Raw genomic sequence first — 12,349 nt, forward strand, 5'->3', positions numbered from 1 at the left:
CGCCCCGGTGGCAGGCACCTGGCGGCTATCCCGGCCGTCCGCGCCATCCTGCTCACGACGACATGTACGCGTTCACGCCCTCATTCCAGAATCCCGCCGGCTCGCCGATCCGCGAGTTGTTCAAGTACCTGTCCGAACCAGGCATGATTTCGTTCGCGGGAGGCTATCCGGCCAGCGACCTGTTCGACGTCGACGGCCTGAACACTGCCGCAGAACGCGCATACGCGCAGCCCGTTCGCTGCCTGCAATACGGACCGACCGACGGCCTCGCCGAACTGAAGCAGCAACTGATCGCGCTGATGGCGCGTCGCGGCGTCGCGTGCACGCCGGCCGAACTGCTCGTCACGACCGGCTCGCAGCAGGGCCTCGACCTGCTGCTGCGCGTGATGGTGTCGCCCGGCGACGTCGTGCTGACCGAACAGCCTGCTTACCCGGCAACGCTGCAGGCGCTGCGTCTGCAGCAGGCGCGCATTGTGACGATTCCGGTCGACGGCGATGGCCTCGACGTCGATCGTCTTGCAGTACAACTCGCGTCCGGCGCGATCGCGCAGCCGAAGCTGCTCTATACCGTGCCGACCTTCGCGAACCCGACGGGCGCGACGCTTACGCGCGAACGCCGGCTGAAGCTGCTGCGTCTCGCGGTGCAATACCGTTTCCTGATCGTCGAGGACGATCCGTACGGCGACCTGCGCTTCGCGGGCGAAGCCGTGCCGTCGATGCTCGCGCTCGCCGGCGAAGTGGACGGCGCGCGCGACTGGATCGTGCATTTCGCGAGCCTGTCGAAGATCGTCGCGCCGGGGCTGCGCGTGGGCTGGACGATCGCGCCGGCCGAAATCGCGCGGCGCTGCGTGATCGCGAAGCAGACGGTCGATCTGTGCAGCTCGCCATGGACGCAGGCTGCCGCTGCCGAATACCTGGCCGACGGCGCGCTCGAACGCCATCTGCCGCGCATCACGGCGGCCTACCAGCGCAAATGCGACGCGATGTGCGACGCGCTGCGCGACGGTTTCGGCGATGCGATCGAATTCCATCGCCCCGAAGGCGGGATGTTCGTGTGGGCGCGGATCGGCGCGGTGTCGTCGGACCTGCTGCTGCAGCAGGCGATCGCAAACAAGATCGTGTTCGTACCCGGCAACGCGTTCTTCGCGGACAACGTCGACGCGGCATCGCTGCGCCTGTCGTTCGCCGCGCCGGACGTCGACGCGATCCGGGAAGGCGTCGCGCGCCTCGTGCGCGCGTATGGGGCGGCGCTGGCCGCGTGAAGAGGCGTGAGCGTGACTATCACCGTCAACGACACCGCATCGACGGGCGCAGCGTCAGGCGCTGGCGATAACCGACCGGCAAAGCATCGCTCGTCGCAGATCAGCGCGGGGCCGCAGTATGTGGCCGACGTGCTCGGCCGGTTCGGCGCGGAGCCGACGACCGATGCCGGCGATGCGGCGCCGGTCGTGCTCGGCTACAACTGAACGGCACGCAGGCGGCGGCCGCATCGCACGCGAGCCGTCACCGGAGCAAACGGTTAAGCTTGCGCGATCGAAACACGTGCGATCGCCGCTGCCCGTCATGTCCGACTCAACTTCCGAATCGCTCGCGCAAACGTACGACCGCCTGTGGTCCTGCCTCGAATCCGGCGTCGGCGTGCAGCGCTCGCCGTTCACGATGCTGCAGGCGGCAACGCTCGGCCTCGACGGCGCACCGAAGGTGCGTACGATCGTGCTGCGCCAGGCGAGCCGCGCCGATCGCGTGCTGTCGTTTCATACCGATGTGCGTTCGGAGAAAGTCGCGGAGCTGCGCCGCGATCCGCGTATCGCGATCGTCGCGAGCGATCTCGATGCGCTCGTGCAGATTCGCGCGGAAGGCGTTGCCTCGATCTGCGACGACGAAGCGCAGCGGCGCGCGATCTGGCAATCGAGCCGTCCGCATACGCTGCTGCTGTATCGCGCACCGTTGCCGCCCGGCACGCCGGTCGAGTCGCCTGAAGCTGCGCATGTCTCGGCGAGGCAAGACACCGCGCCCTCCGGCGACGGCTACGAAAACTTCTGCGTGATCCACATGACGGTCACGCGCATCGACTGGCTCGAACTCGCACGCGCGGGCCATCGCAGAGCGGTATTCGATCTGCAAGAAAGCGGCTACGAAGGCCGCTGGATCGCCCCCTGATCCGGGCGAAGGCCGCTCAAGGCCGCTCGTCCGCCATCGCCTGCCCGATCATCCAGTCGCGCATCATCGCGATCGCATCGTCGTCGCGGCGCTCGGCCGGATACACGAGATAGAACCCCACCGACAGCGGAAACGCGAAATCGAACGGCTTGCACAGCCGGCCTGCTGCGATATCGCGTTCGATCAAAGGATCGGTCGCAAGCGCAATCCCCTGGCCGGCGACGGCCGCATCGATCGCGAGCGACGTCTGGTTGAAGCGCAGCCCCTTGTGCGGATCGATATCGACCGGCTCGGGCATCGCTTCGATGAACTCGGGCCACAGGTCGTGCGCATCGTGCAGCAGCACATGACCGGCGAGCGCGCGCGGCGACGCGGGCGCGGCCAGCAGCGCGGGGCTGCACACGGCGCACACGTCGAGCGGGAACAGCGCATGCGCGGCGAGATGCTTGCCGAACGGCGGCTTGCCGTAGCGGATCGCGAGATCGACGCCGTCGTGGCGGAACGTCGCGAGCTGCTGGTCGGCGATCACGCGCACGTCGTAGTCGGGATGCGCGTCGGTGAACTGCGCGAGCCGCGGGATCAGCCACTTCGACGCGAACGACGGCGTCGTGCTGATCGTCAGCGCCGCGCGCCGCTTCACGAGCTTGTCGGTTGCATCGGCGATTGCGTGCAGCGCGCGCTGCACGTCGGAGAAATACGCGGCGCCGTCGTGCGTCAGCGCGAGGCCGCGCGGCAGGCGCTCGAACAGCTTCAGGCCGAGCACGTCCTCGAGGTGGCGCACCTGCTGCGCAACCGCGCCTTGCGTGACGCCGATCTCGTCGGCCGCGGCGCGGAAATTGAGGTGCCGCGCGGACACTTCGAACGCGCGAAGCGCATTCAGCGGCGGCAGGCGGGAAGGGCGGGGCGGCATTGTCAGGATGTAGAAAAACTATCGTCTGAAGGCAGAAATACTGGTTCGACAGTCGTCTGCGATGCGCCTACATTACCACCATGGCGCGCCGAATGGCGGCTGCGCGGCGGCAGGATTCGAGCGAAGGAGCAGATCGTGACTGTAGAAAAAGTGGCGTTGATCACGGCGGCGGGCAAGGGCATGGGCGCGGCGATCGCGCGCGAACTGGCGGCGACGGGCTATCGCGTCGCGCTGATGTCGCCGTCGGGCAGCGCGGTGGCGCTCGGCGAGGAACTGGGCGGGTTCGGCATCCAGGGCTCGGTCACGGAAGAAGCCGATATCGACCGGCTCGTGCAGGAGGCGGTCGCGCGCTACGGCCGGATCGACGCGGTCGTGAACAACACCGGCCATCCGCCGAAGGGCGAGCTGCTGGCGATCACCGACGACAACTGGCACGCGGGGCTCGACCTGATCCTGCTGAACGTCGTGCGCGTGATGCGCCGCGTGACGCCGATCTTCCAGCAGCAGGGCGGCGGCGCGGTGGTCAACATCTCGAGCTTCGCGGCGGACGCGCCCGAGCAGCCTATGCCGGTGTCGTCGGCGCTGCGTGCGGCGTTGAGCGCGTGGACGCGTCTCTACGCGGAACGCTATGCGGCCGAGAACATCCGGATGAACGCGGTGCTGCCGGGCTTCATCGACAGCTGGCCGGAAACGCCGGAGATCGTCGCGCGCATTCCGGCCGGCCGCTTCGGCAAGACCGGTGAAATCGCGAAGACGGTCGCGTTCCTGCTGTCGGACGGCGCGGGCTATATCACCGGGCAGAACATTCGCGTCGACGGCGCGATCGTCAACGCGCTCTGAGCGTCACGCGAGCGAGCGGCGGCGCGGGCCGCTCGCTCGCCGCGCAGCGGCTACAAACGCGTACAAATCAGACAAATCCCGGATACATCAGACCTTTCAAATGGGCGACGCCGCGTGACCGGGGCGCGCCGGATTGAAAGCCAGGGTGCGATCGGGCGCGCGGCATGTTCACTTTCCACTTCATGAAAGGAGATGCCGAACGATGTCTTCCACACCGTTTTCCCCGCTGCGTCGCCACCTGCTGGCCACTTCCGTGGCCGCCGGGGTATCGGCGATGCTACCCACCGCGCTGCATGCCGCGACCGTCGCCGGCGGCATACGCCCGTTTACCGCGCGCATTCCCGATGAAGCCGTGGCCGACCTGCGCCGCCGCATCGCGGCGACGCGCTGGCCGGGCCGCGAGACCGTCGCCGACGAATCGCAGGGCGTGCGGCTCGCGCGCATGCAGGCGCTGCTGCGCTACTGGGGCACCGACTACGACTGGCGCAAGGGCGAGGCGCGCCTGAACGGTTTCCCGATGTTCATCACGGAAATCGACGGGCTCGACATTCATTTCATCCACGTGCGCTCGCGGCACGCGAACGCGATGCCGATGATCATGACGCACGGCTGGCCCGGTTCGATCTTCGAGCTGCTGAAGGCGATCGGCCCGCTGACCGACCCGACCGCGCACGGTGCGAGCGCGGACGACGCGTTTCACGTCGTCGTGCCGTCGTTGCCGGGCTTCGGTTTTTCCGGCCGGCCGACGCAGACGGGATGGGGTTCCGACCACATCGCGCGCGCGTGGGGCGAGCTGATGGCGCGGCTCGGTTATACGCGCTTCGTGTCGCAGGGCGGCGACTGCGGCTCGGTGATCTCGCACCGGATGGCGATGCAGCGCGTGCAGGGGCTGGCCGGGATTCACGTGAACATGCCGGCGACGGTGCCGCCGGATATCGCTGCGCTGCTCGCGACCGATTCGCCCGCGCCGGCTTCGCTGTCGCCGAAGGAGAAGGCCGCGTACGAGAAGCTCGCGACGTTCTATCGCGACAACTGCGGCTACTCGGCGATGATGGTCACGCGTCCGCAGACGGTCGGTTATGCGCTTGCCGATTCGCCGTCCGGTCAGGCCGCGTGGATGTACGACAAGATCTCGCAGTGGACGTACAGCGGCGGCGTGCCCGAACGCTCGATTCCGCGCGACGAGATTCTCGACGATATCTCGTTGTACTGGCTGACTAACACCGCGACGTCGGCTGCGCAGATCTACTGGGAGGATCACTCGAACAACTTCAACGCGGTGGATATCTCGCTGCCGGCCGCGATCACGGTGTTTCCGGGCGAGATCTACCAGGCGCCGCGCAGCTGGGCCGAGCGTAGTTATCACAACCTGATCTACTTCAACGAAGTCGACAAGGGCGGGCATTTCGCGGCATGGGAGGAGCCGGAACTGTTTGCTCGCGAAGTAAGGGCCGGGTTCCGGCCGTTGCGGCGCGGGTAAGCGTGGGTTGATCGGTGGGCGCGGGCTGGTTGCAATTCGGCCCGCGTTTGTTTCGTTTCTACGCAATCGCCTGCAACGCCTGCGCAAACCGCTTGTCCGCCAGATACGCGACATTGAACCGGCAATACGCGGACGAACGATCGGCTTGCGGCGAGAACACGGCGCCCGGCGCGAGGATCACGCCGCGTTCCAGCATCGCCTGCGCGAGCAGCATCGAATCGGGCCAGCCGGGCAGCGCGGCCCACAGATACAGGCTCTGCTCGCACGGCCGGTAGACTTGCGCGCCGAGACGGTCGAGTGCAGCGAGCGCGGTGCCGGTCGCACGCCGCAGCTTCTCCTGAAGATGATTCGTATGCCTGAGAAAGTGGCCATCGCTGACGATCGCGTCGAGCGTGCGTTCGCAGTATTCGGAGCTGCTGACGTGGGTCAGCATCTTCACGTCGGCGAGATCGCTCGCGAGCGCCGCGTTGCACGCGAGGAAGCCGACGCGCAGCGCGGCCGACACCGATTTCGAAAAGCTGCCGATATAGATGGTCCGGCGCAACTGGTCGAGCGTCGCGATGCGCGTGAGCGAGCGCGGCCGCAGGTCGGCCAGCGCATCGTCCTCGACGATGATCAGGTCGTGCGCGTCGGCGAGCTGCAGGATGCGGTGCGCCTTGGCCGCGCTCGTATCGGTCGCTGTCGGGTTGTGGCCGACCGACTGCGTGAAGAACAGCTTCGGCCGGTACGCGGCGATGTGTTCGGCCAGCTTCGCGACGTCGGGGCCGTCGATTTCGCGCGGCACGCCGACGATGTTCGCGCCGCTCAGCTTCAGCTTGCCGAACAGCGGGTAATAGCCGGGATCGTCGACGAGCACGGTGTCGCCGGGGCGCACGAAGTAGCGCAGCACGAGGTCCATTGCCTGGTTCGCGCCGTGCGTGAGCACGATCTGCGCGGGCGGCGCCTCGATCTCGTAGCCGGCGAGCTTCTGCTGCAGCGACTGGCGCAGCGGCAGGTAGCCGAAGCGGCTGCCGTAGCGGAACAGCGATGCGGCGCTCGTGCGCATGATGCGCTGCTGGTACTGGTTCAGCCGCGTTTCCTCGAGCCACTCGATCGGCGGAAAGCCTTCGCCGAGGTTGAGCACGTCGGGCTTCACATGCAATTGCTCGCGCATCAGCCACACGATGTCCATCGCGCGGTCGAGCGAACGCGGCTCGTCGATCTCGGGCGTGGCCGCCGCGCGCCGCGTGACGAAGAAGCCCGAGCCGCGACGCGGCTCGATCAGGCCGTCGGCCGCGAGCATCTCGAACGCGCTGATCACGGTGTTTTTCGAACAGCCGGACGCCTCGGCGTATTCCCTGATCGACGGCAGCTTCGCACCGGCCGGCAACACGCCTTCCTCGATCTGTCTGGCGAGATTGTCCGCCATCGCGCCAGACAGGCTGGCTTTCGCACGCTGTTTCATCGCAATGTTCCGTCGGGCTGGCCCACTGTCATGGGTACGGATAGGTGGCTGTCTGCTTCGTCTGTACCTTTTCAATGGGTACAGCGTGACTATTATTCGGCTATCCGCTGCCTGCCGCAAGCGCGGACGGAGACACAGCGCCACCCCGAAACAGAACGACATCATGCCCATCGATTCCGCCTTGCCGAACTTCCGCTCGCTCACGCCCGAGCAACGCCTGTCCCACCTGTCCCGTACCGTCGGGCTCGACGATGTCGAGCACGCGCTGCTCGCGAAGCCCGGCGCACTGCCGCTCGATACGGCGAACGGGATGATCGAGAACGTGATCGGCACGTTCGAGCTGCCGATGGCGGTGGCCGGCTACTTCCGGATCAACGGCCGCGACGTGATCGTGCCGATGGCCGTCGAGGAGCCGTCGATAGTTGCGGCCGCATCGTATATGGCGAAGCTTTCCCGCGCGGCCGGCGGGTTCCGCACGTCGAGCAGCGGGCCGCTGATGCGCGCGCAGGTACAGGTGATCGGCGTCGGCGACCCGTACGGCGCGCGGCTCGCGATCCTGCGGCACGCGGCCGAGCTGATCGAACTCGCGAACAGCCGCGACAAGGTGCTCGTCGGCCTCGGCGGCGGCTGCCGCGACATCGAGGTCCACGTGTTCCCCGATACGCCGCGCGGCGCGATGGTGGTCGCTCACCTAATCGTCGACGTACGCGACGCGATGGGCGCGAACACGGTCAACACGATGGCCGAAACGGTCGCGACGCGCATCGAGGCGATTACCGGTGGCCAGGTACGGTTGCGGATACTGTCCAACCTCGCGGATCTGCGGCTGGCACGCGCAGAGGTACGGTACGCGGCCGACACGCTCGCGACCGACGACTATCCGGGCGAAGCGGTGATCGATCGCGTGATCGACGCGTACGTGTTCGCGGCGACCGACCCGTACCGCGCGGCGACACACAACAAGGGCATCATGAACGGCATCGATCCGGTCGTGGTCGCGACCGGCAACGACTGGCGCGCGGTCGAAGCCGGCGCGCATGCGTACGCGAGCCGCAGCGGCCGCTATACGTCGCTGACGACGTGGGAGAAGGCCGCCAACGGCGACCTCGTCGGCACGATCGAGATGCCGATGCCGGTGGGGCTCGTCGGCGGCGCGACGAAGACGCATCCGCTCGCGCGTCTCGCGCTGAAGATCATGAACGTGACCTCCGCGCAGGAACTCGGCGAAATTGCGGTCGCGGTCGGGCTTGCGCAGAATCTCGGTGCGCTGCGCGCGCTCGCGACCGAAGGCATCCAGCGCGGCCACATGGCGCTGCATGCACGGAACATCGCCGTTGCGGCCGGCGCGACCGGCGCGGAGATCGATCGGATCGCGCAGCAGATGGTCGCGGCGAAAGACGTGCGTGCGGATTTCGCGGTCGCGCTGCTCGCGGGCCGCAGCGGCGGCTGATGCGCGGCGCGCGCCGTATGTGGCGTGCGTGGCGTGCCGCGCCGGCGCGGCCGGCGACATATCAATCAAGGAGGAGACACATGGAACAGACCGGTTCAAGCGCCGTCGCACCCGCGCCGCATCGCATCCGGCCGTTCGCGGGCGCCGATGTGTCGGCTGCGACGCTCGTCGAAGTATGGGGCGACACGGTAGCCACGAAGCACCTCGCGTGGTCGGTCCTGCTCGGCATCTCGATCAGCCTCGGTGCGTTCGGGATCGGCCGGCTCGTGCTCGCATCATTCGTGCACGACGTGGCGATCGCGCGGGCATATGCGATGCTGATCGGCCTCGGCGGCTGTTTGCTGGCGGGCACGATCTGCGCGGCGCTGTTCAAGCCGAAGCGCACGGTGATCGAACATGCGGCAGGCGGCGCCGAACGCGACGAAGCGCTCCGGCAGCTTGCCGAAGCATCGGGCGGGCTCGGGTCGGCGAGCGACCTGTCGGCCAGTGCGCGCGCCGAGATGGAGGAACTCGGCCTGCTCGACCTGTTCGCTTCATACGATGCGTCGCCTGATCACGCACGCGCGGGAGGCCGCTGATGGACGCGCTGCTGCATGCGTTGCCGGCCGCGTTCGCGATGGGGCTGCTCGGCGCGATCGTGTTTTCCGGCATCGGTCTGATCTCCGGCACCGACGAAACGACGACGATCGCGCCGCTCACGCTGCTCGTCGCGCTGCTCGGCGTGCCGCCCGCCGGCGTGTTCACGTTCTTCCTCGCGGGCGCGGTGGCCAAGCACATCACGCATTCGATCCCGACCGCGCTGCTCGGCATTCCCGGCGACACGATGGCCGCGCCGCTGCTGCAGCAGGCGACGCTGCTGCGCGCGCTCGGCGTGCCGCACATCGCGCTGCGCAAGATGATTTCAGGCGCGATCGTCGCTGCGTTCGTCGCGCTGCCGCTCGCCGTGCTGTTCGCGTCGCTGCTCGCGCCGTTCGGCGCGGCGATCGCGAAGGCCGCGCCGTGGGTGTTCCTCGCGGCGGCCGTCGGAATCGCGTATTGCTCGGCGGGACGCTGGGCGTCGGTGCTGCTGCTCGTGCCGTTCGTGATGCTGGTGGTCGGGCTGCAGGCGCTGACGGGGCACTACGGCGTGAAGCTGAGCGTCAGCTACTTCCTGGGGATCGCGATCGGGCCGCTGGTTGCCGACCTGTTCTCGATCCTGTCGCCGGCCGAGCGGCGGCGCATGCGGCGCGACGTGCCGTCGACGTTCGTGCTCGCGCCCGACGTGAAAAGCTGGCGCGGCTATTTCCCGAATCCGCTGAAGGTGCTCGACCGCGAGCAGGTCGCGTGGACGGTCGGGACGGCCGCCGTGTCGAGCGCGACGTTCGTGTTCAGCCCGGTCGCAATGACGGTGCTGATGGGCGAGATCGTCGGCGCGCGCGTGCGTCATGCGTACCAGCGTCTGACGACCGTGATCGCCGCGCGCAACGGCGTGACCGAGGCGACCTACATCGCCGAAGCGCTGATCCCGCTGATCGCGTTCGGCTTGCCGCTGAGTCCGGTCGCGGCCGGCCCGGCCGCGCCGCTGTTCAATGCACCGCCGCGCTTCACGGTCGACGCGGCGAGCGGGCAGATCCACAACCTCCATACGCTGATGAGCTGGCCCGAGTTTCTCGGCTACGGGCTGCTGTCGATCATGCTGGCGGCGCTGATCGCATATCCGCTCGCGATGCACCACGCGCACCGCGCGGCATCGTTCGTCGCGAGAAAGCTGAGCCACGAAGCGATCATCGCGACCTTCGCGGGGCTGATCGTCGTGATCGGCGTATGGGAAGGGCAGTTGCTGGGGCTCGCCGTGATCGTGACGATCGGCCTGTTCGGCGGGATGCTGTCGCGCCTGTTCGCGTTCAACACGGGCGTGCAGTTCATGGGCTATTACGTCGCGGTGCTCAGCGTGCCTGCGATCGCCAAGCTGTTCTGACGCGCCAGCGCACGGGGCCGCATGTGCCGCGCGGCCCCGCCGAAAACCACTGTTTCTCGAGCGATTTTTGAATCGCTGTGTGTCGTGTTCGCACACAGATACGTTGGGATACAAAGCATCCGGATGGTTCGGATATAAAACCGGTGAAGCGCTTCGCGGCGGCGGTGCGGTGTCATGCGCCGCCGCCGCGAACGGCGATACCGGAGCGCCCGCATGTGCCGCGGGCCCCTTCCTTAGCGATCGACAATGGAGAACGAGTCATGCCTGATACCGTGAACACCCGCCGCCGCCTGATCCTGGGTACGACGCTGGCGAGCCTGAGCCTCGCCGACCTCGGGTTCGGCAACCTGGCGCGCGCGCAGTCGGCGCCCGATGCATCGACTGCGAAGCGCGCGGCCGGCGTTGCGTCGCTGGGCACGATCCACCAGATCGACGCGGGCGTGCTCAACGTCGGGTATGCGGACCTCGGGCCGAAGAAGGGCCCCGTCGTGTTCCTGCTGCACGGCTGGCCGTACGACATCTACAGCTACGCCGAAGTCGCGCCGCTGCTGGTCGCGGCCGGCTATCGCGTGATCGTGCCGTACCTGCGCGGCTACGGGTCGACGACGTTCCGCTCGGCCGACACGGTGCGCAACGGCCAGCAGGCGGTGACGGCCGTCGACATCGTCGCGCTGATGGACGCGCTGAAGATCGACCGCGCGGTATTCGGCGGCTACGACTGGGGCGCACGCACGGCCGACATCATCGCGGCGCTGTGGCCGCAGCGCGTGAAGGCGCTGGTGTCGGTGAGCGGCTACCTGATCGGCAGCCAGGAGGCGAACCGCAAGCCGCTGCCGCCGCAGGCCGAATTCCAGTGGTGGTATCAGTTCTATTTCACGACCGAGCGCGGCGAGCTCGGCTACGCGGCGAACCGCGATGCGTTCAACAAGCTGATCTGGCAGCTCGCGTCGCCGAAGTGGCAGTTCTCCGACGAAACCTATGCGCGCTCGGCCGCATCGTTCCAGAACCCCGACCACGTGGCCGTCGTGATCCACAACTATCGCTGGCGCCTCGGGCTCGCGAAGGGCGAAGCGCAATACGACGACATCGAGCGGCGTCTCGCCGCCGGGCCGGCGATCACCGTGCCGACGATCACGATGGAAGGCGACGCGAACGGCGCGCCGCATCCGGACCCGGCCGCATACGCGAAGAAATTCACGGGCAAGTACCAGCACCGGACGATCAACGGCGGCATCGGCCACAACCTGCCGCAGGAAGCGCCGCAGGCGTTTGCCGACGCGATCCTGCAAGTGGAGCATCTGTGATGATGGCACGCAGCCGCATCCGGCGTCGCGGCACGGGCCGCGCGCTCGTCGTGGGCGCGTTGCTGGCCGGCTCGCTGTCGGCCAGCGGCCCGGCCGCGTTCGCGGAACAGCCGAAACCGGCCGCGTCGCCGATCTACGGCGTGACGATCCCGCCCGGCTACCGGAAGTGGGAAATGGTCGCGCCGGCCGAAGAGGCCGCGCCGCTCGACGAGCTGCGCGTGGTGCTCGGCAACCCCGTCGCGATCCGCGCGCTCGAACAGGCGACGCTGCCGTTCCCGGACGGCACGATCCTCGTGAAGCTCGCGTACAAGCGCAAGCAGTCCGACGAGTTCGCTCCGGCGACGGTGCCGGGCCAGGCGACGACCGTGCAGGTGATGGTGAAGGACTCGCGTCGTTATGCGTCGACGGGCGGCTGGGGTTTCGGGCGCTTCATCAACGGTGTGCCGGCCGATATCGGCCAGCATCAGACGTGTTTCGCGTGTCACCAGGCGCTTGTGAAGAATCACGACTACGTGTTCACGCGGCTTGCGCCGTGACTTGATGTGACGCAAAGCGACGGGTTTGACGGAAAGGCGTGCCGCGCGAGGCACGCCTTTTTTTGTGGTGCATGTGTGTCGGCGAGCACGTCGGCAGGCGGGTTTGTATCGCACTGTATCTGCGGCCGTTCCGGAAAAACTGGCATGCAGAAAGCATCGGTTTCGGAAACATGCCGGATACGTGGGCGGGTTCTACTGTCGACGTGCAGGAAACGTTCGATGCCAGACGTCTGGATCGGATGCCGAATGATCGAAAGACCCACTTCCT

12 protein-coding genes are annotated in these 12,349 nt (G+C 67.5%); 10 read left to right on the forward strand and 2 right to left on the reverse strand.

Annotation, left to right across the window (positions count from 1 at the left end; translation table 11 throughout):
* The first annotated feature begins 62 nt into the window (after positions 1-62).
* From DM992_RS28185 to DM992_RS28195, 3 genes are all read left to right on the forward strand, one after another.
* Positions 63-1,262, forward strand: coding sequence for a PLP-dependent aminotransferase family protein (locus tag DM992_RS28185; protein WP_111019547.1), 1,200 nt, complete (start codon positions 63-65; stop codon positions 1,260-1,262).
* Positions 1,263-1,274: 12 nt separating this feature from the next.
* Positions 1,275-1,466: a hypothetical protein gene (locus DM992_RS28190; RefSeq protein WP_111020440.1), complete on the forward strand. Its 192-nt coding sequence runs from the start codon at positions 1,275-1,277 to the stop codon at positions 1,464-1,466.
* 97 nt (positions 1,467-1,563) lie between these two features.
* Complete coding sequence (locus tag DM992_RS28195) at positions 1,564-2,160, forward strand: pyridoxamine 5'-phosphate oxidase family protein (protein WP_111019548.1); 597 nt, start codon at positions 1,564-1,566, stop codon at positions 2,158-2,160.
* A 16-nt stretch (positions 2,161-2,176) separates the two neighbouring features.
* Here the strand turns inward: DM992_RS28195 and gcvA are convergent, their stop codons facing one another.
* Positions 2,177-3,070, reverse strand: a complete 894-nt coding sequence (gene gcvA, locus DM992_RS28200) for a transcriptional regulator GcvA (RefSeq protein ID WP_111019549.1) — start codon at positions 3,068-3,070, stop codon at positions 2,177-2,179.
* A gap of 135 nt (positions 3,071-3,205) precedes the next feature.
* On the opposite strand from gcvA, the gene DM992_RS28205 reads away from it, so the two are divergent.
* Positions 3,206-3,910 (forward strand): SDR family oxidoreductase, encoded by a 705-nt coding sequence (locus DM992_RS28205; protein WP_111019550.1) that lies wholly within the window; start codon positions 3,206-3,208, stop codon positions 3,908-3,910.
* Positions 3,911-4,112: 202 nt separating this feature from the next.
* Complete coding sequence (locus DM992_RS28210) at positions 4,113-5,390, forward strand: epoxide hydrolase family protein (protein WP_111019551.1); 1,278 nt, start codon at positions 4,113-4,115, stop codon at positions 5,388-5,390.
* Between the two features lie 58 nt (positions 5,391-5,448).
* Here DM992_RS28210 and DM992_RS28215 read toward each other — a convergent pair whose 3' ends face one another.
* A complete protein-coding gene (locus tag DM992_RS28215; RefSeq protein ID WP_111019552.1) occupies positions 5,449-6,834 on the reverse strand; it encodes a PLP-dependent aminotransferase family protein in 1,386 nt (461 codons plus the stop codon).
* Between the two features lie 163 nt (positions 6,835-6,997).
* Between DM992_RS28215 and DM992_RS28220 the strand changes: the two genes are divergently transcribed.
* From DM992_RS28220 to DM992_RS28245, 5 genes are all read left to right on the forward strand, one after another.
* Positions 6,998-8,284: a hydroxymethylglutaryl-CoA reductase, degradative gene (locus tag DM992_RS28220; RefSeq protein WP_111019553.1), complete on the forward strand. Its 1,287-nt coding sequence runs from the start codon at positions 6,998-7,000 to the stop codon at positions 8,282-8,284.
* An 80-nt stretch (positions 8,285-8,364) separates the two neighbouring features.
* A complete protein-coding gene (locus DM992_RS28225; protein ID WP_111019554.1) occupies positions 8,365-8,862 on the forward strand; it encodes a hypothetical protein in 498 nt (165 codons plus the stop codon).
* The gene (locus DM992_RS28230; RefSeq protein WP_111019555.1) at positions 8,862-10,241 is read left to right on the forward strand and encodes a tripartite tricarboxylate transporter permease; all 1,380 of its coding nucleotides are present in this window, start codon (positions 8,862-8,864) and stop codon (positions 10,239-10,241) included. The genes DM992_RS28225 and DM992_RS28230 overlap by 1 nt, the downstream gene beginning before the upstream one ends.
* Before the next feature lie 260 nt (positions 10,242-10,501).
* Positions 10,502-11,545 carry an alpha/beta hydrolase gene (locus tag DM992_RS28240; protein WP_111019556.1) on the forward strand — a complete coding sequence of 348 codons (1,044 nt, stop codon included), beginning with the start codon at positions 10,502-10,504 and terminating at the stop codon, positions 11,543-11,545.
* Complete coding sequence (locus DM992_RS28245) at positions 11,545-12,081, forward strand: cytochrome P460 family protein (RefSeq protein WP_111019557.1); 537 nt, start codon at positions 11,545-11,547, stop codon at positions 12,079-12,081. The genes DM992_RS28240 and DM992_RS28245 overlap by 1 nt, the downstream gene beginning before the upstream one ends.
* The last annotated feature ends 268 nt before the right edge of the window (positions 12,082-12,349 follow it).

This window comes from Burkholderia sp. JP2-270 (assembly GCF_003233675.1).
Lineage (GTDB): Bacteria > Pseudomonadota > Gammaproteobacteria > Burkholderiales > Burkholderiaceae > Burkholderia > Burkholderia pyrrocinia_C.